23 protein-coding genes and 1 pseudogene are annotated in these 25,004 nt (G+C 51.4%); 11 read left to right on the top strand and 13 right to left on the bottom strand.

All coding sequences use genetic code 11. The annotated features are described in order from the left end of the window. Positions 1–259: 259 nt before the first annotated feature. Positions 260–814, top strand: coding sequence for a lipid IV(A) palmitoyltransferase PagP (gene pagP / locus AC6I8I_RS21720; RefSeq protein WP_497828906.1), 555 nt, complete (start codon positions 260–262; stop codon positions 812–814). A 17-nt stretch (positions 815–831) separates the two neighbouring features. On the opposite strand, the gene AC6I8I_RS21715 is transcribed toward pagP, so the two are convergent. Both AC6I8I_RS21715 and AC6I8I_RS21710 read right to left on the bottom strand, forming a co-directional pair. Continuing rightward, positions 832–1,926: a tyrosine-type recombinase/integrase gene (locus AC6I8I_RS21715; RefSeq protein ID WP_312757440.1), complete on the bottom strand. Its 1,095-nt coding sequence runs from the start codon at positions 1,924–1,926 to the stop codon at positions 832–834. A 191-nt stretch (positions 1,927–2,117) separates the two neighbouring features. Beyond that, positions 2,118–3,026 carry a LysR family transcriptional regulator gene (locus AC6I8I_RS21710; protein WP_497828690.1) on the bottom strand — a complete coding sequence of 303 codons (909 nt, stop codon included), beginning with the start codon at positions 3,024–3,026 and terminating at the stop codon, positions 2,118–2,120. Positions 3,027–3,144: 118 nt separating this feature from the next. Here AC6I8I_RS21710 and AC6I8I_RS21705 point away from each other — a divergent pair, with 118 nt between their 5' ends. Then, positions 3,145–4,074 (top strand): alpha/beta hydrolase, encoded by a 930-nt coding sequence (locus AC6I8I_RS21705; RefSeq protein WP_497828689.1) that lies wholly within the window; start codon positions 3,145–3,147, stop codon positions 4,072–4,074. A 206-nt stretch (positions 4,075–4,280) separates the two neighbouring features. On the opposite strand, the gene AC6I8I_RS21700 is transcribed toward AC6I8I_RS21705, so the two are convergent. Then, positions 4,281–5,492: an MFS transporter gene (locus AC6I8I_RS21700; RefSeq protein ID WP_497828688.1), complete on the bottom strand. Its 1,212-nt coding sequence runs from the start codon at positions 5,490–5,492 to the stop codon at positions 4,281–4,283. Between the two features lie 132 nt (positions 5,493–5,624). Then, a complete protein-coding gene (locus AC6I8I_RS21695) occupies positions 5,625–6,542 on the bottom strand; it encodes a LysR family transcriptional regulator (protein ID WP_497828687.1) in 918 nt (305 codons plus the stop codon). Positions 6,543–6,971: 429 nt separating this feature from the next. On the opposite strand from AC6I8I_RS21695, the gene AC6I8I_RS21690 reads away from it, so the two are divergent. Then, a complete protein-coding gene (locus tag AC6I8I_RS21690; protein WP_312054108.1) occupies positions 6,972–9,149 on the top strand; it encodes a TonB-dependent siderophore receptor in 2,178 nt (725 codons plus the stop codon). A gap of 208 nt (positions 9,150–9,357) precedes the next feature. Here AC6I8I_RS21690 and AC6I8I_RS21685 read toward each other — a convergent pair whose 3' ends face one another. Further along, positions 9,358–11,349 carry a BCCT family transporter gene (locus tag AC6I8I_RS21685; protein ID WP_312054043.1) on the bottom strand — a complete coding sequence of 664 codons (1,992 nt, stop codon included), beginning with the start codon at positions 11,347–11,349 and terminating at the stop codon, positions 9,358–9,360. Positions 11,350–12,269: 920 nt separating this feature from the next. Here AC6I8I_RS21685 and AC6I8I_RS21680 point away from each other — a divergent pair. Both AC6I8I_RS21680 and map read left to right on the top strand, forming a co-directional pair. Next, positions 12,270–12,515 (top strand): ParD-like family protein, encoded by a 246-nt coding sequence (locus AC6I8I_RS21680; RefSeq protein WP_312054041.1) that lies wholly within the window; start codon positions 12,270–12,272, stop codon positions 12,513–12,515. Further along, positions 12,512–13,297, top strand: coding sequence for a type I methionyl aminopeptidase (gene map, locus AC6I8I_RS21675; RefSeq protein WP_312054039.1), 786 nt, complete (start codon positions 12,512–12,514; stop codon positions 13,295–13,297). Before AC6I8I_RS21680 ends, map begins: the two co-directional genes overlap by 4 nt. A 58-nt stretch (positions 13,298–13,355) precedes the next feature. Here map and AC6I8I_RS21670 read toward each other — a convergent pair whose 3' ends face one another. Continuing rightward, the gene (locus AC6I8I_RS21670) at positions 13,356–13,664 is read right to left on the bottom strand and encodes a hypothetical protein (RefSeq protein ID WP_312054038.1); all 309 of its coding nucleotides are present in this window, start codon (positions 13,662–13,664) and stop codon (positions 13,356–13,358) included. 241 nt (positions 13,665–13,905) lie between these two features. On the opposite strand from AC6I8I_RS21670, the gene AC6I8I_RS21665 reads away from it, so the two are divergent. Next, complete coding sequence (locus AC6I8I_RS21665; RefSeq protein WP_497828686.1) at positions 13,906–14,118, top strand: hypothetical protein; 213 nt, start codon at positions 13,906–13,908, stop codon at positions 14,116–14,118. A 252-nt stretch (positions 14,119–14,370) separates the two neighbouring features. On the opposite strand, the gene AC6I8I_RS21660 is transcribed toward AC6I8I_RS21665, so the two are convergent. The 5 genes from AC6I8I_RS21660 to AC6I8I_RS21640 all read right to left on the bottom strand — a co-directional run bounded on the left by AC6I8I_RS21660 (position 14,371) and on the right by AC6I8I_RS21640 (position 17,732). After that, positions 14,371–15,090 (bottom strand): putative quinol monooxygenase, encoded by a 720-nt coding sequence (locus AC6I8I_RS21660; protein WP_409519750.1) that lies wholly within the window; start codon positions 15,088–15,090, stop codon positions 14,371–14,373. A 282-nt stretch (positions 15,091–15,372) separates the two neighbouring features. Further along, complete coding sequence (locus AC6I8I_RS21655) at positions 15,373–15,747, bottom strand: DUF1330 domain-containing protein (protein ID WP_312757426.1); 375 nt, start codon at positions 15,745–15,747, stop codon at positions 15,373–15,375. A 35-nt stretch (positions 15,748–15,782) separates the two neighbouring features. Then, complete coding sequence (locus AC6I8I_RS21650; protein ID WP_312054106.1) at positions 15,783–16,805, bottom strand: aldo/keto reductase; 1,023 nt, start codon at positions 16,803–16,805, stop codon at positions 15,783–15,785. A 41-nt stretch (positions 16,806–16,846) separates the two neighbouring features. Then, positions 16,847–17,143 (bottom strand): YciI family protein, encoded by a 297-nt coding sequence (locus tag AC6I8I_RS21645; protein ID WP_312757425.1) that lies wholly within the window; start codon positions 17,141–17,143, stop codon positions 16,847–16,849. A gap of 13 nt (positions 17,144–17,156) precedes the next feature. Beyond that, positions 17,157–17,732, bottom strand: coding sequence for an NAD(P)H-dependent oxidoreductase (locus AC6I8I_RS21640; protein WP_312054030.1), 576 nt, complete (start codon positions 17,730–17,732; stop codon positions 17,157–17,159). A gap of 641 nt (positions 17,733–18,373) precedes the next feature. Between AC6I8I_RS21640 and AC6I8I_RS21635 the strand changes: the two genes are divergently transcribed. From AC6I8I_RS21635 to AC6I8I_RS21625, 3 genes and pseudogenes are all read left to right on the top strand, one after another. Further along, a complete protein-coding gene (locus tag AC6I8I_RS21635; protein ID WP_312054028.1) occupies positions 18,374–19,273 on the top strand; it encodes a LysR family transcriptional regulator in 900 nt (299 codons plus the stop codon). A 214-nt stretch (positions 19,274–19,487) separates the two neighbouring features. Further along, on the top strand, positions 19,488–20,186 hold the full coding sequence (locus AC6I8I_RS21630; RefSeq protein ID WP_312054026.1) for a RipA family octameric membrane protein: 699 nt from the start codon (positions 19,488–19,490) through the stop codon (positions 20,184–20,186). A 321-nt stretch (positions 20,187–20,507) separates the two neighbouring features. After that, positions 20,508–20,840 (top strand): annotated as a pseudogene (locus tag AC6I8I_RS21625) (SDR family oxidoreductase); the annotation flags it as partial. A gap of 225 nt (positions 20,841–21,065) precedes the next feature. On the opposite strand, the gene AC6I8I_RS21620 reads toward AC6I8I_RS21625, so the two are convergent. After that, the gene (locus AC6I8I_RS21620; protein WP_497828685.1) at positions 21,066–22,115 is read right to left on the bottom strand and encodes an NAD(P)-dependent alcohol dehydrogenase; all 1,050 of its coding nucleotides are present in this window, start codon (positions 22,113–22,115) and stop codon (positions 21,066–21,068) included. A 110-nt stretch (positions 22,116–22,225) separates the two neighbouring features. On the opposite strand from AC6I8I_RS21620, the gene AC6I8I_RS21615 reads away from it, so the two are divergent. Beyond that, a complete protein-coding gene (locus tag AC6I8I_RS21615) occupies positions 22,226–22,618 on the top strand; it encodes a winged helix-turn-helix transcriptional regulator (RefSeq protein ID WP_312757418.1) in 393 nt (130 codons plus the stop codon). Positions 22,619–22,654: 36 nt separating this feature from the next. Here the strand turns inward: AC6I8I_RS21615 and AC6I8I_RS21610 are convergent, their stop codons facing one another. Continuing rightward, positions 22,655–23,476, bottom strand: a complete 822-nt coding sequence (locus AC6I8I_RS21610; RefSeq protein ID WP_497828905.1) for a Cof-type HAD-IIB family hydrolase — start codon at positions 23,474–23,476, stop codon at positions 22,655–22,657. 255 nt (positions 23,477–23,731) lie between these two features. Here AC6I8I_RS21610 and AC6I8I_RS21605 point away from each other — a divergent pair, with 255 nt between their 5' ends. Then, on the top strand, positions 23,732–24,994 hold the full coding sequence (locus tag AC6I8I_RS21605) for a DUF1479 domain-containing protein (RefSeq protein ID WP_497820923.1): 1,263 nt from the start codon (positions 23,732–23,734) through the stop codon (positions 24,992–24,994). Positions 24,995–25,004 lie beyond the last annotated feature (10 nt).

Here is a 25,004-nt window from a genome sequence, read left to right as displayed (position 1 = left end):
ATTCAGGACTTGGTATGCGTCGCCGAGAGTTGCTGGCTGGCGTTGAGATCGGCGAACGGCCTGAGGGTGAGTGCGTGAATTATCTGTCGGGCGCGTAAAAAAGTTTTATTAATTAAACCGGCCCCGAAAGTTGCCGCTAATGATTTTTTACTGAACTGAAATTGTCTGTTTGAATGACAGCATTCCCGCTATCAGAGTCAGCTTTAACTGCCATTACTTCAATTTTAACGGGATGGTTTTATGCGCCAGATATAAAAATATGCGGAGACTGTCCGCTATCAGGATCGTTTGCAGTGCCCTGCCAGCGGGTGCCGCTTCTGTTGCGCAGCGTGTCAGCGCCAGCTGGGAGAATTTCAGTAATAACGTCGCCACCCCATGGCAGCAGCCAGACGGCATCGACTTTTATCTGCCGGCGATTACCTGGCATAACCGGGCAACCTACGATCGTGAACACATTGAAAAGTATAATGAAAGGCCGTGGGGCGCCGGCGGCGGGATTTCTCGTTATGACCAAAAAGGTAACTGGCATGGCCTCTATGCTATGGCCTTCAGGGATTCTTTTAATCAGTGGGAACCCTTTGGTGGTTATGGCTGGCTAGCGACCTGGCGGCCATTAGCGGATGAAAAATTCCACTGGGGGGCCGGATATACCGCTGGTGTTACCGCCAGGCATAACTGGCAATATATTCCGCTACCGGCAATATTGCCGCTGGCGTCTGTAGGATACGCTAAGCCCGACTTTCAGATGACCTATATTCCCGGCACGCACAATAATGGCAACGTCTATTTCGCCTGGCTACGCTACCATTTATGAAAATAAGGCCTGAACGCTTAGGCTGACATGGCCATAATAGAACGTTCATTCAGGGTCAGCGTTTCACCGTCGAAGCGATGGCGTAACGCCTGGTAACTTTCGCAGCCGATGATCTGTTCTACCGCCGCTGAGTACGCGTCCATTGCACTGCGCATTTGCGTCAGATAATCGTGCGTGTCATACACCTTATCTATCCCTTCCAGCGCGTGGTTCATGATTTTTCTGGCGACGTCGTTCGGCGTATCCAGCGCGGAAAGTTTGGAACGCGCGGTGCGGCGTAAATCGCGCGGGGTAAAGGCGTCGAGTCCCAGCCCGCGCGGGGCGCGGATCATGCGGCGCAATGCCTGATTCAGCGCACCTTTCGACAGCGGTAACTGCGGATCGCGCGGTGCCGGCACCAGCCAGGGTGAGTCAGGATCGGCGGCGCGCATCAGCGCATCAATGCACTGACGCATCAGCGGCGAAATCGGCAGGATATGTTCCCGTTGTGATTTGTTGCGGGTGCCCTGCTTCCACAGGCCGAGTGTCAGATCAAACTCCGCTTTTTGCGCCTGCACAATTTCATCGGGACGACGCGCACTGACCAGACACAAGCGCAGCGACCAGCGCGCCTGCTCAGACAAAGCCCAGTTATCCAGTCCGTGCCAGAACACCCAGATTTCAGCATCGGTCAGCTGGCGACTGCGCGGCGGCGTCGCGCGTCCGGCGACATCACGTTTTTTCATTGAGGCGATCGGAGAATGATCCAGATAGCCCTGCATCTCGGCCCAGGCGAGGAACTGTTTAGTCAGGGCGAAGACCCGCCGCGCCTCTTCTTTCTTACCGTCGGCAATCAAAATGTTATACAGGCGGTTGAGCCGTAAACGGTTGATCGATTTAAGCGGCTGCGATCCGATGTTTGGCAGCACATGTTTCAGTAATGATGACACGGCGATTTCCGGGCGGCGGCGACTGACCAGCAGTGATAATTTGACCCAGACTTTCATCACCTGCTCAACCGAGCCTTCATCACCAAAGTTATCCAGTTCACCCAAAGAGGCGGCTCTGACCTGATCCAGCCAGATCAACACATGGCGGCCAACATGGGGCGAACGTAATTCTGCAACCGTCACAATGATCCTTTACCTATTCTCTTCTTCGCTGCAAGGCGGCAAATTTTAACGCGTATTGTGATGAGACTCCAGACCTAATAAGTCTGGAGTCACAATGACGCGTTCTGACAAAATCTGAGGCTTCTGTCGGGGATTTTCCCCGGTCGATATTGAGAGATAAATTGCTCTTAAAAAGAAGACCCCGGGACCCGCTACTCCCAGGGTAATTGTTGTTGCCAACGCTCAACCAGCAAATCTATAAACGCGCGTATCCGCGGTGATAAATGGCGTTTACTGGGATAAATAAGGCGTATCGGTTCGGCAGTAAAGGGATAATCCTGAAGGATGGGGATCAGTCGCCCTTTGCGGAGGTCCTCACCGATCAGATAGGTAGGCAGATGCACAATACCAAAGCCTGATAACGCCGAGGCTCTTATTGCTTCAGAACTATCGAGATTTAATCGGCCGGGTCCTTCATAGATAAATGTGCCCTGCGGTGTTTCGAACCGCCAGCTACGTCTTTTTTCTGCGCTCAGCAGAAAGATAGTGTCGTGTTCGATTAACGCCTGTGGCGTCTCAGGTTCCCCCCGCGAGCTGAGATATTCCGGTGAGGCACAGGTGACAATTTTCTGTGTGGCAATGGTTCGGGTCAGAATACGTGAATCATCTCGTGGCCCGCCTATGCGTACGGCAATATCAAAACCTTCTTCAATCAGATCAACAAATCTGTCGCTAAACGACACTTCAGCCCGAAGCTGCGGCCACTTTTTCAGGTAAATATCCAACAGTGGCAGAATATGTCGCTGACCAAAAGACAGGGGTGCGCTAAGCCGTAGCGTTCCAGCCGGTTGTATGCGGCGCATCGCCATTGCCGCATCTATCTCGTCCAGATCGTCCAGTATCTGACGGCATCTATCGAACATGACCCGACCTTCGTCAGTCAGACTAAGGCTGCGGGTAGTGCGATTAAGCAGTCTGACACCCATGCGGGTTTCCAGCCTGACGATGCTCTTTCCTATCGCCGAACGCGTGATGCCAAGTGAACCTGCTGCATGGGTATAGCTGCCTGCTTTAACGGCGGCAACAAACGCCGCGATGTCATTAATGCTGTTAATTTCCATTGTTGCTGTTCCGGTTAAATGGGCGTGACCGTACCCGGATATGGGAAGCACATTCCCTTAATGTTCGGATATTATAAGTTTTCGCTAAATAACTGAACAAATTAAAACAGGAAGAATTATGCTGAATCCACAAACTAAACAGGCTGTCAAAGCGTGGTCTGAAAGTCTGGCTGGTCTTGCGCCTGTCATCACCGGTGCAGATGTCACGACACCGATGAGTGAAATTCGCGCCGCTTATACCCGTATGCTGGCAAAAAATCAGGCACCGGCAGACGTCAGTTTTAGTGACGTCGATATGGGTGGCGTGCCGGGGACGCTCGTTACGCCAGCGACCATCAAAACCGACGCTGTCGTGATGTATATTCACGGAGGTGCTTACATCGTCGGTGAGCCGGCGGGCTATCACGGCATTAGTGGTAACTATGCCAGTATGCTGGGTGCCCGTATCTATATGCCAGATTATCGGCTGGCACCAGAATATCCTTTTCCGACGCCGATAACTGATACCTTACAAGCGTATAAGTGGTTGACAGAACAGGGTTATGACGCCAGCAAAATCGTACTGGTGGGTGAATCTGCTGGCGGCGCAATGGTGGTGACAGTGATGGTGGCCGCCCGTAATAAAGGATTACCTCTGCCGGCCGGTGGCGTCGCTATTTCGCCGTGGGCAAATCTTGAACATAGCGGCGCATCCATGACAAACAGAGAGGGCCTTGATCCGCTGAACACCAGGGCTGGACTCGATTTTCTCGCACGCACCTTCCTCGGTGACGCACTACCAAATCATCCGATGGCATCCCCGGTGTTTGCCGACGTGACCGGCTTGCCGCCGATTCTTATACAGATTGGGGAAAATGAATTGATGTTAAGCGACGCGATGCGACTGGCATGTCACCTCGGTGATCATCGCGTCCGGGTTAATCTGGAAGTCTGGCCGGGAATGTTCCATGCGTGGCACTTTTTCACCGGGCTGCAGCCGGAAGCAGTTCAGGCCATGGAAAGCTCGGTCAGCTTTATTCGGCAACTGCTGCCAGATGCCGCAAAATAATTAATCGTTATACTGCATCAGCCTGCTGCAACAGGCATTCCTGACCTTATATAATCTTTTTCATCAGGCTTATGGCAGGTGTCATTGGCACGATTACACCTGCCATGTTATATCGCTGTGTTAATCATTATTAAATGGAACAGCAGCAATTATTTTATCCTTCGCTTATCGAAGGTTATGGTTTTCACTTTCACCGTAGCGGATAGTCAAGCCATCGGTGATTGATATAATTGTCGCGCTGAAACCTGCGCGGCGAAAGCAATACAAAATGCTAGCAGGCTACAGACTATTAAGTATTCGCTCAGGGCTTTTAGCAGCGGATAGTGATCCATCATAATGCTCAGCGCAAAGGGCAGCCAGTTACCCACATAGCCGGTGATATACAGCAGGTTGATAAGATGAGCCCGCTGTTGCTGGCGGGCAACCTGATTCACAATGGTTGCCGCACCGACCAGTATCGCCCCATAAGCAAAGCCTTCAGCAATCACCGCAACCAGAACCAGAGCGGGACTGACAAGGTGCACGCTGACCAGGGCGAGTAATATCGCAGCCAGTTGCGTGCTTACCCCGATTTTTAGCGAAGAGTAATGGTGCCTTTTTCGCATCAGCCACTGGGTGATCCCCGCCGTAAGCAGGAATAGTGACAGGCAATAACTGACCATCTGCACGCTGCCGATCGCGTAGCCGTTGTGAGCCAGTGTCGGACCCTGAGACATCAGAGTTGATGCCATTGCCCACGACAGAAAGATCGCCATGCAGCAGAGGTAAACATCTCTGAGAGTGAGCGGCCGATGGCGGTGGAGCGTCAGGGCTTGCTGCGGATGAGCAACCGGCTGGAGCGGTTTATTCACAATTTCGCGGCAACGCCAGATGGCGAAAAGGGAGAGTAAAACCAGCACCAGTAAAATAATGAACGGGGCTTTTAAGCTGTAAAAATTATGCTGTACGATATTGCCGGTAATAAACGGACCGATGGCCTGACCCAGAATTAAGGCGGCGGAAGCGATCAGCGCAGCATGATTACTGACTTCCGTTGCGAATATTTTTATCAGCGAGCGGTTAATATAGGCCATTAATATACCTGAACCTAAACCGGTTATTAACCGGGCAATCAGCAGCAGCGTAATATTATCGGCAAACATCATCAGCAACGATGAAATCAATACGCATCCCAGTCCGGTATAAACAGGTCGGGTATAGGCTTCCGGCCGGACGTTTACTTTCGCGGTAAACAGCAGTGCGAGCAGAACACCGGCGGCGTAAACGCCAAATACCGCCATAATCTGTGAGGCGCTGAACCGGTATAAGCTGACATAAACCGGATACAGCGGCGTTGGCAGACTGCTACTGAGCATGCCTGAAAAAAAGGCCAGCGCCAGTGCCAGTCCTGCCTGTGAGGATTTTGTCGTCGGGATCATCAGTTTTGCTATCCAGGAAATTGGTGAAACGTCGACAGAACGTTATCACAACCCCTTCTGGATGGGATTCGAGCCGCAGGCAAACCCACTGTGACGAAGATTCACAGTGGGCTTTGAAGAGGAGCGCGAAGGTTAACCGGTGACGGTCTCAATGTGCCACGGATGCAGGGCAAGTTGCTGTTCCATGAAGTTGATAAAACAGCGGATGCGTGGGCTGAGATGCTCTCTTTTGGCGTAGATCAGATAGAGCGGCTCTCTGATCGGCGACTGGAAATTGGTCAATAGCGGCACCAATTTTCCCTGCCCGATATCACGGTGGATATGAAAATCAGCCAGCCGGACAATGCCCTCGCCCTGAATAGCCAGATCGCGCAGTAAATCACCCTGCGACAGTGAAGCCACCGGCGTTACCGGAAAAATCCGGCTCTGAGCGTCTTCAGTATAAACCCACTGGTTCCAGTGACTTTCAAAGTTGAAGTGAAAACAGCGATGTTCAATCAGTTCACGCGGATGGGACGGGATGCCGTGCCGGCTGAGGTATGCCGGTGAAGCACAGGTAATCCACTGACTTTCGCCGATACGACGGGCAATACGTGACGAGCTGGCCAGCACGCCACCATAGATAGCCAGATCCAGACCTTTGTCGAACTGATCCTGATAAAGCGGCCCGGTTTCAATATCCACTTTCAGCGCGGGATAAGCCGCAATAAAAGCAGGCAGCCAGGGCAGGATCTGGTAGCGGGCAAAGGTCGTCATGGTCCGTATCTTTAGCTGGCCGCTGATCTGATTAGGCATCTCTTCGGCCAGTGAATCAGCTTCGGCCATCGCATCCACCACCGCACGGGCGCTTTTGAGATAGACATGCCCTTCTTCCGTCAGCTTTAACGCGCGCGTCCCACGAACGAACAGCCTGACCTGCAGTCTGGCCTCCAGCCGACCAATCAGTTTACTCATCGCGGAAGGCGTTAATCCTTTAGCCCGTGCGGCGGCAGAGAAGTTGCCATATTCATAGGCCCAGATGAAAGCCAGTAGCTGATTGTAATTATCCATCCTGTTCCTGGTGAACTATCGTGAAAATATCGGGGGCGTGATATTACCTAAAAAACCCGGTGCGAAAAGGACTTCCGCGGCGCTTACGGAATGAATCCGCCAGCGTTTACAGCCGGATCGCTTTGCTGCCCGTCTGCCGCAGAGGCGGTCTGTTGCAGCCCTTTCACCGATTTCTGTTGTTCGCCGGCAGCTTTCGTCGCCTGTGTTTCGGGACGATGTTAAATGCATTTCCCTGCTGAACGACAGGAACTGACGACCTGCTCTGCTCAGTCACCCGCCCACCAGCCCCCGCAATGTACATTAAACGGCCTAACGTGAAGGAATGTAAAGTTATCCAGATCGGATATACAATGATAATTATTCTCATTATCATACGCATTTGCTTACATACCTTAACGATTCAGGGAGATTTTCTAAGTGAATGTAACTATGCATGTCCGGAAGCGCCCCGTTGCGCTGCTGCTGGCGGGAATATTGAGCACCTCCGCCTCTGCAGCTAACGAGGCTGAAACAGAAAAGCTGGCTGATGACCAAACAATGCTGGTCACTGCTGAACAGGAGTTAAAGCAACAGCCGGGCGTCTCGGTGATTACCGCGCAGGACATTGAAAAAAGTCCGCCGGTCAATGACCTTTCCGACATCATTCGCAAAATGCCGGGCGTTAACCTGACCGGTAACAGTGCTAACGGGGTACGCGGGAATAACCGCCAGATCGACATTCGCGGCATGGGCCCGGAAAACACCCTGATCCTGATTGATGGCGTACCCACCACCTCGAGAAATTCAGTGCGTTACAGCTGGCGAGGCGAGCGCGATTCCCGTGGCGACTCTAACTGGGTACCGGCCGAAATGGTTGAACGTATCGAAGTGATCCGCGGTCCGGCGGCTGCCCGCTACGGCTCTGGTGCTGCCGGTGGCGTGGTCAATATTATTACTAAGCGCCCGACCAATGACTGGCACGGTTCGCTGTCGCTGTTCACCAATCAGCCGGAAGATGACAAAGAAGGTGCTACTCGCCGCGCTAACTTTAACCTCAGCGGCCCGCTGGCCGGTGACGCGCTGACCATGCGGTTATACGGCAACATCAACAAAACCGACAGTGATGCGTTCGATATAAACCAGTCGCAAAACGGTTCCGCTGCTGCTGGCCGCGAAGGGGTGCGCAACAAAGATATTAACGGCGTGCTGTCGTGGAAACTGACCCCGTTACAGGTGATTGATTTCAGCTACGGTTACAGTCGTCAGGGAAATATCTACGCCGGCGACACCCAATACAGCAACGGTGCCGGCAATGCCCTGATTGAATCGCTGGATGGATCAGAAACTAACCGCCTCTACCGCCAGACCTACGGCATCGCCCACAACGGTATCTGGGATTGGGGGCAGTCGAAACTGACCTTCAATTATGAAAAAACCAACAATACCCGCCTGAACGAAGGCACCGCCGGCAGCGGTGAAGGACGGATTAACAGCAACACCTTTTCAACCAGTCGCTTCGAGAGTTACCGGGCCGGTGGCGAAGTGAGTTTCCCGCTGGAGTTAGTGCGTGAACAGACCGTCACGCTGGGGGCTGAGTGGAACCGCGATGAACTGAACGATCCCAGCTCGATGAATGGCACCAGTGCGCCGAATGTGTCCATTGGCGATGTGAGCGGTGATGCTGGCGCGCGCAGCAGTAAAAACAGCGCTACTCTTAGCTCACTCTACTTTGAAGACAACATTGCGGCTACCGACAGCACAGAAGTGATCCCCGGTCTGCGTTTTGATTATCACGACAGTTTCGGTGCGAACTGGAGCCCATCGCTCAATATCTCACAGGGTTTAGGCGATAACTTCACGCTGAAAGCCGGTATTGCGCGCGCGTTTAAAGCCCCTAACCTCTATCAGTCAACCGAAGGCTATTTACTGGCTACTCGCGGTAACGGTTGTCCGATTGGTGTAACCAGCGGCAGCTGTTATTTGCTCGGTAATGAAAATCTTGACCCGGAAATCAGCATAAATAAAGAGCTGGGCATTGAGTATAGTCAGAACGGTTATATCGCAGGGCTTACCTGGTTCCGCAACGATTATAAGAACAAGATCGTCGCCGGAACCGAGCGTATTGGTTTTGCCTCTAACGGCAACAATATCCTGCAATGGTCCAATGGCGGTAAAGCCGTGGTCGAGGGGCTGGAAGGAAATATGACCATTCCACTGGTGCGCGATACGCTGGAATGGCGTACCAACGCGACGTATATGATTGAGTCGAAGGATAAGAAGACCGGTAATCCGCTGTCGATCATCCCGGAATACACCATCAATACCCTGCTCGACTGGCAGGTGACTCAGGACTTTTCAACTAACCTGAACTGGACAATGTATGGCCGCCAGAAGCCGCGTGAAAATGCAGAGTCACGCACCGAAGCAAGTTCGCCGATGTCGACCCGTGAAGTCGGCGCCTATTCCATCTTTGGGCTGAATCTCAATTACGACATCACTAAAAATTTGCGTGCCAATGCCGGTATTAACAACCTGCTGGATAAGCGTATCTACCGTGAAGCCGAAGGTGCCTCAACCTATAATGAGCCGGGCCGGGCTTATTATGCCGGCCTGACCATGTCCTTCTGATAATGACAGGCGCTTCCGGCTGGAAGCGCTTTTTCTTCATTGCGGCTCATCGCGCCACCGCGCAGCGTTTTGCGAGGTGAACGGGGATTGAGCAGGATACAGCGACAACACATCTGACCATAAAAAAGCCCGGGCAAAGATGCCTGGGCTGAATCGACACACGATGCGTCATAATCGGGGCCTGAGGCAGTGAGCCAGGCCCCGGTTATTAACGTACCAGGTGCAGAAAGTGCAGATGCTTTTCGTACTGATCCAGAATATCGTTGATAATTTGCTCCTGCGTCCAGCTCATTACGTCGTAATCCTGCCCGCCCTCCTTAAGGTATACCTCGGCACGGTAGTAGCGATGCTCTTCTTTTTTCTCATCGCCTAATCCGGCAAGGGCAAAAGTCGGCTGGATATACGAGCGGAGGCGAACTTCATAAACAAAGTTGAGTTCATTTCCCAGATCCACTTCAAAATGTACCCGGTCGTCTGCACTATCATTGAGATGAGAAGCGGTGCCTTGCTTGAGCAGTTCGCCGCTGACCATATGCATGGCAGGCTGAATAACTTCATTCATAAATCGTTTTACATTTGAACGCTTGGGAAAATAGGCAATGTTCCTCAACCGGCGTTGCCAGGAAATAGGATTTCGTGAAGCCGGTGAGGCTATGGTGGTGATCTGCTTACTCTCACGTTTGTAATAATCAATTCGCAGCGCTTTGAAAAGCCCGTAAATCGACGCCAGAAGAATAATCGCAAAGGGCAACGCACTGGCAATGGTGACCGTTTGTAGCGCTTTCATGCCGCCTGCCAGTAACAGCACGATGGCAACAACACCCATCATTGAAGCCCAGAAAATACGCTGCCAGACCGGCGTATTATCGGTGCCTCCTGACGCTAAGGTATCAACCACCATCGCGCCGGAATCAGCTGACGTCACGAAAAAGACGACAACCATGGCCATAGCAATAAACGACAGCACTGAACTAAAGGGGAAGTGCTCAAGAAAGTTAAACAACGCGAGGGTCTGATCGGACTGTACGGTCTCTGCCAGGTCGCGGGCGCCTTTACTCACGATCAGCCAGATAGCGCTGTTACCGAAAAACGTCATCCACAGCAATGTGAAACCGGCTGGCACAAACAATACACCGGTAACGAACTCACGGATGGTTCGTCCACGCGAAACGCGGGCAATAAACATCCCGACGAAGGGTGACCAGGCCAGCCACCAACCCCAGTAAAACAGGGTCCAGCCTCCCAGCCACTTGCTGGATTTAGGCTCATAGGCATACAGATTAAAGGTCTTGTTTACTATTTCTGAAAGGTAACCGCCGGTATTTTCAACAAACGATTTTAGCAGCAGAACCGTTGGCCCCATCGCACCAACCAGAACCAGCAACAGCACCGCCAGCGTCAGATTAATTTCTGAAAGGATACGGATCCCTTTATCCAGTCCCGATACCACAGACAAGGTGGCGAGGCCGGTAATAACCACAATCAGTATCACCTGTATGGTTTGGTTAACCGGAATTCCGAAGAGATGGTTGAGTCCGGCATTGACCTGCAGGACGCCATAACCCAGCGAGGTTGCTACACCGAGCACGGTACCGATAACCGCAAAAACATCTACGGCATGCCCTATCGGCCCATAAATTTTTTCGCCAATAATCGGATAGAGCGCTGAGCGCAGCGTCAGCGGCAGGCCGTGGCGATAACTGAAGAAGGCCAGTATCAATGCAACGATGGCGTAGATTGACCAGGCATGCAGCCCCCAGTGAAAGAAGGTGATGCGGAGGGCCTCCTTGGCGGCCTCCACACTTTCCGGTGTGCCTGACGGCGGTGCCATGTAGTGCATTACCGGCTCCGCCACGCCAAAGAACATCAGCCCTATGCCCATGCCAGCTGAAAACAGCATGGCAAACCACGAGACATAGCTGAAATCGGGTTCAGAATGGTCGGGGCCCAGCTTGATGTCACCAAACCGGGACATGCCCAGATAGGCGACGCTCATCAGTATCAGGGCAACAGTCAGTATATAAAACCAGCTGGCATTGGCGAAGATGCCGCTTTGCAGCGCGCTGAGCTGCTTGTCAGCTTGTTCAGGAAAAATTGCGGCAAAAGCAACGATAATAAATATCAGTATGGCGGAGCTGTAAAACACCGGAGGATTGATTTTACTTCGCTGAGTTTGCTCTGTTATTTTTGGTTGAGACATATAACCTCTCTGCTGGACCATTTCTGAATGTAACAGCCATTATGACAGAGCAGATGAAAATTTCAGGAAACGAACGGATTTTATAGGATTTTTTCTCGTGCCTGGCATAACTTCCTGACAACCTTTATCAAAATCTACTTTTATGCACCCGGAAAGATGGGCATTGTTCATATCGTCATGCGACCTAAAACACACGACTGATTCAGGCGTCACAGAGTAAAAGGTGAAACAATAACAATTAAACCAGAATGCGCCCTGAAGTGTTTAGTGGGGTCGTCTCAGGTCTTAATCGCCACTGTGTTGACACCAGGACATGACCGCCTGTGTCTGCTATAAAATTTAAGCGGCTGTTCACATCCCATATCACCAGCAGCGCTTTGATAAACCCGTAGTAAACTGCTTTGGGGTAGTGGGCAGCAGCTTTACGCATCAGCAGACACGCCGGAATCATCGAATGTTCGGAACCAGTCTACTTCTGCCTGCTGAAACAGTGGCAAATAGCCTCATCACACGCATCGATGAGGTGATGATACTCTACTCGCTATGAGGCTGAGTGACGTCATCGGAATCTGCCGCCAGGACTACCTTTCTCAGCACCTCATTTATTCAGCTATGCACCGTCACGGGCGTTATCCCTGCCCTGTGCGTTCGGACAAACTGACGCAGGCATTTACACGAGCTTAGGCGCAGTACGGTTTAAGTGAGGAGGCGGCCCCGCCGACCTTGCATGAAATCAGAAATCTTTCAATGTTCAAACAGCATCCCGATTCATGTGCAGATGAATATCTGTTGATATAAGACATACTCTTGATTTTCATATAAATTCCAGGCATTTCCACACCGGTGAGAAAGTCTCCTTGCAAATCATATCGTTGTCATTAAGCTATATATAAAACATATACGTTTCATATAGGGTTTACATGGGCATCGTTAAAATTTCCGACCTGATGCATGAAAATCTGCGCATTGCCAGCCAGGCGATGAGTCGATCGATCAATGCGCAGGCAGAGCACTGGCTCAAGCTGGGAATGCTGGCGGAGTTCTATCCGCAACTCACTCAGCAGCAGCTCGCACAGATGCTGATTCGATTAGAACTGGAAGGCAGTTCTGATATCCGACATTTACTTCATCAAGAAAGTCTCACTTCACAAGGAGATGTGTCATGAACACGGTTAAAATTCATACTTCGGAAGAGATTGAAAAGGCCCGCGCGGCCGGACATGCCGCCGCGCAGGTGCTGGCGATGATTACGCCGCACGTTCGTCCCGGTATCACCACCGAAGAGCTTGATGATATCTGCCACGATTTCATTGTGAATGAGCTGAAGGTGGTTCCGGCTAACATCGGTTATCACGGTTATACCCGCACCACCTGTACCTCGGTTAACCACGTGGTTTGCCACGGCATTCCCGCCAGCAAAAAATTGAAAGATGGCGATATCGTGAATATCGATGTAGCGATCGTAAAAGATGGCTGGTACGGCGATACCAGCCGGATGTATTTCGTCGGTACGCCGTCAGTACGCGCTAAGCGCCTGGTTGATATCACTTATCAGTCGATGGTAGCCGGGATTAAAACGGTTCGTCCGGGCGCGACGCTGGGCGACATCGGTGCGGCAATTCAGCGTGTGGCGGAAGCGGCTGGCTTCTCGGTGGTGCGTGAATATTGCGGCCACGGCGTGGGCGAAATCTATCATACCGATCCACAGGTGCTGCATTACGGTACGCCGGGAGAAGGCATGCCGCTTAAAGCCGGGATGATATTTACCATCGAGCCGATGATTAATGCCGGTAAAGCCGGCACCAGCGTGCTGTCGGATGGCTGGACGGTGGTGACCAAAGATCGTTCTTTATCAGCACAATGGGAGCATACCGTGGCGGTGACTGAAGATGGATTTGATTTGTTAACGCCATGGCCCGAGGGTACCGGCGACTATGCGCCGATCTGAGCCTGCAGCCTGAGGGTAATACCTCAGGCTCATTCTGACCTGATAACGCAGAGAGCGGCTATCTGCGGCCTTTAACCACTGAGGCTGCCCAGTTGAAATCACCGACTTCACTTGCTGCCAGCGATGATGGCTTTTTCCGGCGCAGCGGTTTTTTCTTCTCCTTTTCTGCCTGTACTCTTTCTTTCTCAAGCTTGTTCGACATGATGAGCTGTCGCGCTTCGGTATTGAATTCTTTCTCTTTTTTACTATCAGGCTCTTTGCCGGTCCGTTGGCGATACTTCTGCACCAGCCCGTTGAACGTTTCCTCTACGGCCAGTCGTTCATCAGCGTTGAACTGATCAATCGAGATCATCTTCTTGTCGTTCATAGCATCGTGTCCAGTGGTGAATTCACCGGCCAAGTGTACCGCATCCGCGGCTGCTTCAGTGGGCTGATTAGCATTAATCCGCTATCGGTCAGGTTATACCTGCCGGGCTGGTTAATATCAGCGCGATTCTCACCGGAAATGTGTGCGTTGACCCTGTTAAAAATAAGGACATCTCTTAATATAAAACTCATCTTTATCAGGTTTAATGGCAGTGACCACGTACTGCCGGGGAGCTGAGGCTATGGCAAAAGAGACCGATCGACTGTCGCAGGCTTTGTTGCGACGGCATGGGATAGGCGTAAAACAGAAACGCATCCATTTTCGCGGCAAAGATTTGCTGTTTCAGTTACACAACGCCCATTACGAGGTGTTCAATGGTAATCAATGCATTGCCACTCTCGACACCAACAACATTAACGATGCCATAAAGCAGTTTAAATTACGCAATATGTAGCTATCGTGTTGGGTTCGCTGAAGGTCTCGATCAGTATCTTACCGACAGAGAAGTCATTTTCAGCCTGATTGAACCGGATCCCGGGGGGGATGTCGCTCACGCCGGGCGGGTACTACACGCTTTGGTCGACCGGTCATTCAGGGCAACACTTTCGTTGATTTTATGTCATCACCTAACCAACGCCTCTCTGGCTGTAACCGGGGAGTGACAGCCAGCTGTTGCAAAACAAGTGTTGTTAACCAGAGCCGCCCGCTATTGCGCCGCGTTGAGTCCACCTTTATTCCTGAGCAAGACCGGCCTTACTGGTATGGCGGATTTCAGGCGGGTCATCTCTGCCGTTTTCCTGATGTAAGTCCGGAAGTGTGGCGTTTCTCTGTGCCGCTGGTAATCGGCCTCACTGGCGTAAATTTCATAGAAGTACCAGCGAAAAGGGTTTTTGATCTCAGTAGCGGCATACATAGCCAGCACGCCCGGTTCTACTTTGATTGACTCCGCCATTTCCGGCAGGACGATTTTTTTGAATGCCTGCTGGAATTCAGGTTTTACATCGACTATCACCAGATTGTTTATGGTTTCTGCATTCCGGACCACGTGTTTATCACCAAGAAACTGTGGTATTACCCTTATCTGCCTTTTCTTCTCAATAATCTCAGGCGCCAGGGCAACGAAGTTATTATAGCGTTCGGCATTAATGTGTTGTTGATAACCTTGATTGTTTTTATACAGTTCGATCATATAAGCGTGTCGCGCATCCTCCTTATGCCTCAGGGAATACATGGCCAGCGTCCCCTCCTCCTGGTCAACTGATTTCGTAATGGTCTCCTTTGCGATCTCATCATATCGCTGGCTTTTATCAGCTTTGATGCTGAACTCAAAAATATTCATTATGGTGCCGTCTGGAAAATAAGGGCTTTTCGCTATGGCGGCCCCGCTCATTATCAGACTAACGAAAATTACGCTTATATTTTTCACGGAATACCTTTATATCATAGGATGACTCTTCAGGCGTCTCGGCCGTTCTGCCCTGATACCTGTGAGCGTTGATTGCAACGCATGGGTATCATCAGGATGAGACAAGAAGCGCGCCGTGGTAATTATTTTGCTCCGGAACTTAATATCAATCGAGAAGTGGCGAGATAAATATCAGCCGTATAAGCTTTGCGGTGATAGATATTTTTAACCCTTCCTTCTGTCATATCTGATACCAATTTTATTGCCGCTGCGGTGTGTAATGTTCCCTGCAGGCTAACCTCGCTAAGGTTTAGCATCCGGCTGTCCCGGCAGACCTTCAACTATATAGGTTCTTGAATTGCCGGCGCGGTGGCGTATGGGAATCAGTTGCTGGTATTCAGGCGAATTATACCAGTCCTGAGCGTTTTTCAGACTGTCAAACTGGATAATGACGAGCCTACCCTGTGCGCCAAAACCTTCTTTAACATCAGGTTCCCCACCACGTACGATGAAACGCCCGCCGTAATGCCTGAAGGTCGATTCGACCTGAGCACTGTAGGGTTTTATTGCTTCACGATCTGTCGCCTGAAACTCTGCGACATAAAAAGCAGGTGTTGCCGCCAGCGCGGATGTCATGCTCAACATCGTCGCCAGCGCCGCCAGCATTATTTTATTCACCCTTTCTCTCCTGTTCAAATTTGCCGCTCGGTTATTTATCGCGTCCATACCTGCTTCGTGTCTTTAGTTTTCGGGCTGTTTTGAGCCATAATCCCGGTTAAAGCATGTGGCTGATAACACGCCTCCAGATAATCAATATCCTCCGGGCTAAGCTGCAGTTTTACGGCATTAACGGCACCGTCAATATGATGTTTCTGGGTGGCGCCCACCACAGGCGCAGTTGTTTTTGTCAGCAGCCATGCCAGCGACACTTCGGTCATAGAAACATCATATCGCCTGGCCAGTTCAGCCACCCGATCGATAATCACCCGATCCTGCTCAGCAGTTTTGTCGTATTTTCCTTTGGCATAATCATCTTCAGCAGCCCGTCGCGTAAGGGTATTAGCCGGTCTGGCAAGACGTCCGCTGGCAAGAGAGCTGTAAGGCGTCAACGCAATGTTGTCCTCTGCGCACAGACCAAATAGCTCACGCTCATCTTCACGCATGATCAGGTTATAGTGGCTCTGAACGGAAACAAACGGGGTCAGCCCTTCCTGCCCGGCAAGCGCGTTCGCTTTCGCAAGCTGCCAGGCATAGCAGTTTGATATCCCAATGGCGCGCACTTTACCGCCGGTGATTGCCGCATGCAGCGCTTCCAGCACCTCAATGACCGGCGAGTTATAATCCCAGATGTGGTAGATATAGAGGTCGACATAGTCCATGCCGAGATTGCGCAGGCTCTGATTGAGCGATTGTGTCATTGCCTGTTTAACGCTGATGCCGCTGGTAATCTGCTCGGGCGTTCGTGGCAGAAATTTTGTTGCTACCACTACCTCCTCGCGTTTTACACTGTCACGCAACGCCCGCCCCACAAAACGCTCGCTGGATCCGTTTTGATAGGCGATGGCGGTATCGAAAAAATTGATGCCCTGCTCAAGTCCGTAACGGATAATCTCGCGGCTTTCCGCTTCACCCAGCGTCCAGCGATGCTGTCCGGTGGCAGGATCACCAAAGCCCATACATCCCATGCAGATACGGGATACGCGTAAATCACTGTTACCCAGAGTGGTGTACTGCATCATGTTAAATCCTCGCTGATCATTCCGTGGCAGACTTTGATTTACCCTTGCTGAAGCTGATGCAGGTTTTCTGCAATCATTTTGGCAATGAACGGCCGTACCTCATAGGTCGCCAGGTCGGGATAAAAGGGGTCTTCTTTCAGGATTGTCGTGAGGGCCTCAAGACTCTCAACATTCGCAATAATGACCCCCGATCTTTCACGATCGGCATACGGACCAACAACCACAAATATTCCGGTCTGGAAATAATGCCTGAACCATTTGGCATGCCCGCTGAAAAGTGATTCATATTGTTCAGCTGAAATCGCGTCGCTTACCGTAATCGTGATAATGAACATCTCAGTTCCTCATTTAGCTGGCTGCTTGCGTATCAGAAGAGAGCGAATTCATGACTGCTACCAGCCTTAATGCGTGCTGCCGGGCGAGCGTTTTTTGCTGCATGATTTTTTGGTGGTCCCTGCCGACATAACTGATGCCGCAGGTATAAACCGGCTCAAGCAGTTCCAGATGACAAAGCCTGGCCGTCGTTTCTAACGGCAGGAGGTAATCCTCGACGCGATGCCCGAATAACCCTTCTGGCGCATACAGTGCATCCGGTGCGCCGGTTGTGAATGAAAGAATCAGCTTTTTACCGCCAAGTTTTGCTGTTGAACCATGCGCGAAACCGTGAATAAAAACCTCATCAAGCCAAAGCTTCATGAGCCCCGGCAGCGAATACCAGGAAAATGGGAACTGCCAGACAATCACATCTGCTTTCAACAGACTCTCCTGCTCTGATTTGATATCGATCTTACTGTCAGCATAAAGCCCGTCCAGACGCCGGATTTCAGCCTCAGGCAGTGCAGCAGCAAGTTCTTCCAGTATGGTGGCATTAGCAATGGATGCATTCAGATCGGGATGGCCGGAGATAATCAGGATATTATTCATTTTCAATGACTTAATATTTTTACTTGAGTGGCTTCAGTATAGGTCGGTGTGAGGATTTATTTTAGAGCAGTACTGGCTTAATAAATTTTAGCCTGTAACTAACAATCGCCGCCTGTTTTACCTGGTATTCTGGTGCCGTACTTCACGCCGCTGAAAATCATCATGTTAATAACGGCATCTTTCAGAGCCGACAGAGACGAGTCGGTCCAGTCAGAATAAATATGGACGCTAAATCCGGTTCGCCTTTCACTGGATAGCTTATGATGCTGATTTAATCGCGGCTATCACTTCACACTTCACTTCGAGGCTGATGTAACAGCTAAATTGCCGATGGTGCTGAAGGCTTCGCCAGCGAGACAAGCCTCATCCGGTCAGTTTTGATGGAAACTATCCTCGCGAATGTTCCTGACGGAAACGCCCGAAACGCAGCGAAACCGAGGTGACAGAGGGTCAATTATGTTCAGCATGGCGCCGAAAGCGGCTATACCCAGCCATGAACGCCCATTTAATCTCCTGAACTCAGCAGTCCGCTGCATCCACGGAAAGCCAGGTTCACCTTTGAGTCAAATCAGGGGGGCGTTGACTTGAGGATATTTAGCCTGTACTTAATAATGAGCCGGATAATGCTTCAGGATGACGCGATGAATAACGCCCTTTATAACCAGATACGTATCTTTCAAACTATTACGCGTGAAGGCAGCATTACTGCTGCCGCCCGGAAGCTTGAGATTTCCCCTCCTTCGGTCAGCAACGCCCTGAAGCTGTTAGAGAAACATATCGGGTATCCGCTTTTTGTCCGCACTACACGGCACATTGAACTGACTGATATCGGGCAACAGTTGCTGGATCAAACCGCTGGAGCGGTGGAAACGCTGGAGCAATCTCTGGAAAGTATTCGGGAGCAGAATCAGGAACCGTCAGGTCTGGTACGGATTACTCTCTCTCGCTTTGCTTATCTGCTGCTACTTAAGCCGGTGATGGCCGCATTTTGCCAACGGTATCCGGCTATCCGGCTCGAAATCTCGGTTTTTGATGGCACCGTAAATATCATTGAGGATCGCTTCGATCTGGGTATCCGTTTTGGCGATATTCTGGAGGGGGGCGTAGTGGCACGCCCGCTAATGAAACCCTTTCGGGAAGGATTATATGCCTCATCGGCCTATCTTGCAGAATACGGTACGCCTGTGGTGCCCGCTGACCTTTATCAGCATAAGCTTATCGGCTATCGCTTCATCACCAACAATCGTATCCTTCCGCTGCTACTGAATGATAATGGCGAGCAACTGACAGTTGAAATGCCCGGCCAGTTAATCAGCAACGATATTGACGTTATGGCGGATGGGATACGTCACGGACTGGGGATTGGAAGACTATTTGAACCGGTTCACCGGTTGCAACCGGACCGTGAGAAGCTGATTCCCGTTATGGAGCGCTACTGGAAGACCTACCCAGCTGTGTATGTTTATTACCCGAAAAGCGCGGGGAAAACCAACAGAGTGAAGGTGCTGATTGATTTTTTATTAAATCAGACAGAAAGTTAGCCGGTTAAGTCATAATGACACTGCTGAGGGGCAGCCACAGCAAAAAAGAGATACAGTTTCAGATTATAAGAGCGGATAACCAGTGGAAATCTGCCTGCTCCGCTGGCCTGGCTTGATAAATAAAAATCAGCGAAAGGGTTTCAGCACAAAGTTCCTGTTAATTCAGGCGAGGCTGATTAGAATAACCGGACATCCTTTCTGACACAGGTATCCGATGAAAATCTCTATCCACAAAGAAGATGAGCTGTTCATGAACGACTTCTTTGCTGCGCCCTGCCAGACTCTGGACGCTGATTCGCCGCAGGCCGGGCAAATCCAGCAGTCACTGCAGTTAGCCATCCAACAAAAAAACATCGAAGCCGAAGGTGACTGGAAGCGCAGCCTGACCTTTCTGTTACTGTTTATCTTTCTCTATGCCGCGCTGGGTGCCTCGTTAACGCTGGATCTCAGCAGCAGCAGCGGACATAAAAGCATTGAATATGCTCTGGAGGCGATTCCGGTATTGATTGCCTTCTCCGGCTTTTTTATTTCGATTCTGTTTGTATTTCTGACCCGCGCCAGCGCCCGTAAGCAGCGCAACTGGGAAAAAACCATTCTGGTGCTGGAAAAATACTCCATCGGCAACCTGTTTAAAGTGACACACACCCAGGGCGCAGGCACCAGTAACTATTCCGTCGCTAACCTGACCATTTCGCTGGCGCTGTTTATTTGCCTCACCTGGCTGGTGATCTACAACTATCTCACCTTCACCACCAGCGGCGTGTTCGGTAGTGTGATCTCACTGTTTATCAGCACTATGGTGTACGTCATTCTGGATATCCAGTTACTTAAGCCGTTCAGCCACGTCGCAGACAATGATGATGCAGATAAAGCGGATGCGGAGAAGGAAAAAGAGCAAAAATCCAAAGAGTAATGCCTCCTCAGGCTGACTGACTACAGGCTATCCGGTATTTTCACCGGGTAGCTGTTTTTTGCTGAGTCGACTGCGGGTGAGATCACCCAGGCTTATTCACCCTGTAAGTTTCTGGCTAATCAGCGAATAAAGGTCTCCAGCTGGATCAGCAAGCAGTTTGACCAGACGACATAAAGCATCTGTCACTGCGTCATCGAGTGAATCAACCGAAAGTGGATTGATTGAGCTGCTCTGACAGGTTTAACAGGCACCATCAATGCTACGGTGTGAATAACGTTCTGCGAATCGAGCGTCAGCATGATGGTTTTAGTACCCTGCACCATCTCCCCCAGATCGGCAGTTTACCCGGCGACTAAATATGCCGTTCGTGCGCTGACTGAAGGATTACGTAAAGAAGCCAGTGAGCATAACCTCAGAGCTACTCTCCTCTCTCCGGGCGCGGTTTCTACAGAACTGCCTGACCCTATCAGCGACAAAGACGTTCAGTCGGCAAATCAGGCCTGCGTTGGTAAAGTCGGTATTCCCGCAGAGACTTATGCCCGAATGGTCGCATTTGCGATAAACGAGCCTGACGATGTCAGTGTGAACGAAATTTTATTTCTTCCCTGTAAGCAGCGGAGCGGGCAGGTCAGATTTGATTTTGCCCGCGGTTGATGTGCTGAATCAATAACAGTGAGCAGCCTGTCTTACTGTAGAAAAGATGTCCGCACTGAAGCTGAAGTGTGTGATACTGCTTTGATTGATAGTATGTTGTAACTATATGCACTAACGATTCAAATCCATTCACTGCCCTTTCCTTCACGAGTGCTTGTCTGTAAGCCACTATGCGAGCTGATGACCCCAAATTGACGGTCTGCCCACAGGCAGACCGTGGTGCTGTTACCAGCCGGTTTTCTGCATATCAATCACAAAGCGATATTTGACATCGCTGGTCAGCATACGCGCGAAGGCGGTTTCAACTTCCTCGCCGCTAATCATCTCAACGTCAGCGGTAATGTTGTGCTGGCCGCAGAAATCGAGCATCTCCTGCGTCTCTTTAATGCTGCCAATCGAGGTGCCGCTGATGCTGAGCCGACGAAACACCATCGGTGTAACGTTCGGTGAGGGATGCGGTTGATCGGGAATGCCGACCAGTACCAGCTGACCATTGGTTTTTAACGTCGCCAGATAAGGATCAAGATCGTGCGGAGCCGCAACACAATCAAGAATGATATCCAGTGAGGCCTGGCACTCTGCCATCTGGGCGGCATCACGTGAAACTACTACCCGGCTGGCGCCAAGACGACGCGCATCAGCTCCTTTCTCAGGCGAAGTGGTAAATAAAGTGACCTCTGCGCCCAGCGCACTGGCCAGTTTAACCGCCATGTGCCCTAACCCACCCAGACCGACCACGCCAACCCGATCGCCGGCTTTGACATTGAAATGACGCAGCGGCGACCAGACGGTAACGCCGGCGCAAAGTAACGGAGCCACCGCGTTCAATGCAAGGTTATGGGGTACCGAAACCACAAAATTCTGGTCGGCGATTACCTGGCTGGCATAACCGCCAAAGGTTGATGCGCCGGTATACTTATCGATGCCGTTGTAAGTCGGCGTGAAGCCCGTCTCACAATACTGTTCTTCCTGCTGCTGACAAAAATGACATTGCCCGCAGGCGTCAACCATCACACCAACCCCAACGGTCTGCCCCATCGTAAACTGCGTGACGCTGTCACCCACTGCGGCTACCCGGCCGACAATTTCATGGCCAGCAACTAATGGATAGCGGCTGACGCCCCATTCATTGCGTGCCATGTGCAGGTCTGAGTGACAAACGCCACAGTACAGCACCTCAATCATGACGTCGTTCGCCTGTATATCGCGAATCTCAACCTGCCCGGCTCGTAACGGTTGGGTGGCCTGTGATGCAACCAGTGCATTAATTTTCATCTGTCGCCTCGTAGTGGCTTATAGCGGTAAAGAAAGCGGCACACTATAGACACCAGGTCACCATTTTGGTAGTAGTTACCCGTTGGTTACCATGCAAAGGGAGAAAGGTTATGCCGGTCTGGGTTGAGGGAAAACTCTGCTTTTATGCCGATTCACCGCCGCGCCGCCTGCTGGAATTGTTTGCGGTAAAATGGAGCACCATGGTGCTGCACGCGCTTTATCACTGGCCAGAAAATCGTGCCAGGACCGGTGAACTGGAACGCAGCCTGCAGGGTATTTCGAAGAAGATGCTGATTCAGACGCTGCGGGAACTGGAGCAGCGAGGGCTGGTGTCACGTCAGGTGTATCAGGTGGTGCCGCCAAAGGTGGAATATAGCCTGACTGCGCTGGGTCATCGGTTCGCGGAACCGATTGAACAGATGTATCAGTGGGGACTGGAAAATCAGGCAGCGCTGGATGAGATGGAGCGCCATGCGCGCGAAAGCCAGCAGACCGCAGGGTGACGATCTGCCCGTCGCCCTGCTGTTAAGCGTGAAGAATCAATCGAAGGGGAATTCGCGGGCCAGAACCCGGGAAATGACGTTCAGCGCGCCTTCGTCATTGTTGCTCTGGGTCTGATAGCGCGCGACCGCAGCCACCGAATCAACCGCATTCGCCATGGAAAAACTGAAACAGGCCTGGCGCAACATCTCAATGTCGTTAGCGCTGTCACCAATTGCCAGCACTTCGCAATCGCTGATGCCCCATTTTTCCTGCAGCAGCGCGATGCCGTGCGCCTTGTGGCAGCCGGGAATAATCAGATCGATAAAGCCAAAGCCGCTGGAGACCGGATGCATGATGTTCTCCAGTTCGCCCAGCTGGTTGTGCAGTCGTTGCAGCAGCGCATCGACGTCTTCATGCGCCAGATTAAGGGAGAATTTGAAAATGGTGTCGTCGATGTCATATAAATCATCACGCTTTTCCAGCTGGTGATAATGATTCGCCAGCATCGCCAGCACCTCATCAGAGGCGGATGAATGCACATAAGCACCATTACGACCACAGACCACCACCGCAATATCCGGTTCGTGCGCCAGAATATCGAGGATCTGATGGACTTTTTCTTTGGCTAACTCGCCACAAAAAATCTCTTCGTTGCAGTCAGAGACCCACGCCCCGTTTTCCGCCACAAAGGCAATCTCATCTTTAATCTCGGGAAAATAGCGCTGCAACTGATAATACTGATTACCGCTTGCGACCACAAAGCGAATGCCCTTCTGCTTCAGCAACGCATACTGACGTGAGAACCGCTGGACATTGTACTGCTTGTTGTCATCCAGAAAGGTGCCATCCATATCCACCGCAATCATCTTAACCGCCATCTTGCCTGCCCCTATACCTGCGCCGTCGTGTCCTTTCGGCTGATTGAATTGATTCATAAAGCTTACTCGCTGTGTGGATTATTGAGAATGTTAATAGTGAGTTTGTTAACGGCTTTCAGAGCGTTCCGGTAAGAAACTTGTGTTACAGCGCACGTTTTTCATGGTTACAAGGATGTTAATCTTAGCCGTAACTTACGAATGAAGGTTAAATAAATTTCAATCGTAACTCAACCCTGACACGTTAAGGAGCCTGAGATGAAAATTAATTCCCGGTCTACCCCGCTGCCTGCTGACGTCAAAGCAGCGATTCGCCAGATGAAACAGCAGTTGCGTAGCCAGATTGGTGATGTGGAAGCGCTGTTCCGTCAGGTGTGTGACAAAATTGAAGCGGCGATTGCCGAAGCAAAGGCTGATGAGCAGCGAACAGGCAGCGCCTGGCCCATCGTGGAGATGCAAACTCTGGCCAGAGGTGAGGTTTCAGATGAAACCCGGGCGCAGATCAAACGACGCGGCTGCGTGGTCATCAAACAGAATTTTGATCGCGAGCAGGCACTGGCGTGGGATAAGTCGATGCTTGATTACCTCGAACTGAATGACTTTGACCAGCAGTATCGCGGTCCTGGCGATAACTTCTTTGGCAGCCTGGAAGCGTCACGGCCAGAAATCTACCCGATCTACTGGTCGCAGGCGCAAATGCAGGCGCGTCAGAGTGACGCCATGACCCAGGTGCAATCCTTCCTCAATCGGCTATGGACTTTCGATTCGCAGGGACAGCAGTGGTTTGATCCGGATGTCAGCGTAATCTATCCCGATCGTATCCGTCGCCGGCTGCCGGGCACTACCTCAAAAGGGTTGGGTGCGCATACTGATTCCGGCGCGCTTGAACGCTGGCTGCTGCCCGCTTATCAGCAGGTATTTGGCAAACTGTTTAGCGGTGATTTTGCCGCATACGATCCGTGGGATGCCGCGCATCGCACTGAAGTCGATGAATATGATCTGCCTGATACCACCAAATGCTCGGTTTTCCGCACTTTCCAGGGCTGGACCGCCCTGTCAGATATGATTCCCGGCCAGGGTTTGCTGCATGTGGTACCGGTACCGGAGGCGATGGCCTATGTGCTGCTGCGTCCGCTGTTATCCGATGTCCCGGACGATGAACTGTGCGGGGTAGAACCGGGGCGGGTCTTGCCGATCAATGAAAAATGGCATCCTCATCTGATCGCCGGACTCAGTTCAATCCCTGCTTTACAGGCCGGGGATTCCGTCTGGTGGCATTGCGATGTCATTCACGCGGTGGCACCGGTAGAAGATCAGCAGGGCTGGGGCAATGTGATGTACATTCCGGCCGCACCGATGTGCGACAAGAACCGGGCTTATGCCCGACAGGTTGCCGGGGCGCTGGAACAGGGGCGTTCGCCCGCAGATTTTCCGCCTGAAGATTACGAAGCGAACTGGCAGCAGCGCTTCACGCTGGCCGATCTGAATCAGAATGGCCGGCGGGCGCTGGATTTAGCCTGAATTATCACCG

This window comes from Pantoea sp. X-Soil-YNGN-775 (genome assembly GCF_059730575.1).
Note: the sequence above shows the minus strand (reverse complement) of the source record. Positions and strands in the feature narration are given on the sequence as shown.

Coding starts and splice junctions, on each gene's coding strand:
- pagP (WP_497828906.1), top strand. CDS start 260: ATGCGGAGACTGTCCGCTATCAGGATCGTTTGCAGTGCCCTGCCAGCG.
- AC6I8I_RS21710 (WP_497828690.1), bottom strand. CDS start 3,026: ATGGAAATTAACAGCATTAATGACATCGCGGCGTTTGTTGCCGCCGTT.
- AC6I8I_RS21705 (WP_497828689.1), top strand. CDS start 3,145: ATGCTGAATCCACAAACTAAACAGGCTGTCAAAGCGTGGTCTGAAAGT.
- AC6I8I_RS21700 (WP_497828688.1), bottom strand. CDS start 5,492: ATGATCCCGACGACAAAATCCTCACAGGCAGGACTGGCACTGGCGCTG.
- AC6I8I_RS21695 (WP_497828687.1), bottom strand. CDS start 6,542: ATGGATAATTACAATCAGCTACTGGCTTTCATCTGGGCCTATGAATAT.
- AC6I8I_RS21690 (WP_312054108.1), top strand. CDS start 6,972: ATGCATGTCCGGAAGCGCCCCGTTGCGCTGCTGCTGGCGGGAATATTG.
- AC6I8I_RS21685 (WP_312054043.1), bottom strand. CDS start 11,349: ATGTCTCAACCAAAAATAACAGAGCAAACTCAGCGAAGTAAAATCAAT.
- AC6I8I_RS21680 (WP_312054041.1), top strand. CDS start 12,270: ATGGGCATCGTTAAAATTTCCGACCTGATGCATGAAAATCTGCGCATT.
- map (WP_312054039.1), top strand. CDS start 12,512: ATGAACACGGTTAAAATTCATACTTCGGAAGAGATTGAAAAGGCCCGC.
- AC6I8I_RS21670 (WP_312054038.1), bottom strand. CDS start 13,664: ATGAACGACAAGAAGATGATCTCGATTGATCAGTTCAACGCTGATGAA.
- AC6I8I_RS21665 (WP_497828686.1), top strand. CDS start 13,906: ATGGCAAAAGAGACCGATCGACTGTCGCAGGCTTTGTTGCGACGGCAT.
- AC6I8I_RS21650 (WP_312054106.1), bottom strand. CDS start 16,805: ATGCAGTACACCACTCTGGGTAACAGTGATTTACGCGTATCCCGTATC.
- AC6I8I_RS21645 (WP_312757425.1), bottom strand. CDS start 17,143: ATGTTCATTATCACGATTACGGTAAGCGACGCGATTTCAGCTGAACAA.
- AC6I8I_RS21640 (WP_312054030.1), bottom strand. CDS start 17,732: ATGAATAATATCCTGATTATCTCCGGCCATCCCGATCTGAATGCATCC.
- AC6I8I_RS21635 (WP_312054028.1), top strand. CDS start 18,374: ATGAATAACGCCCTTTATAACCAGATACGTATCTTTCAAACTATTACG.
- AC6I8I_RS21630 (WP_312054026.1), top strand. CDS start 19,488: ATGAAAATCTCTATCCACAAAGAAGATGAGCTGTTCATGAACGACTTC.
- AC6I8I_RS21620 (WP_497828685.1), bottom strand. CDS start 22,115: ATGAAAATTAATGCACTGGTTGCATCACAGGCCACCCAACCGTTACGA.
- AC6I8I_RS21615 (WP_312757418.1), top strand. CDS start 22,226: ATGCCGGTCTGGGTTGAGGGAAAACTCTGCTTTTATGCCGATTCACCG.
- AC6I8I_RS21610 (WP_497828905.1), bottom strand. CDS start 23,476: ATGGCGGTTAAGATGATTGCGGTGGATATGGATGGCACCTTTCTGGAT.
- AC6I8I_RS21605 (WP_497820923.1), top strand. CDS start 23,732: ATGAAAATTAATTCCCGGTCTACCCCGCTGCCTGCTGACGTCAAAGCA.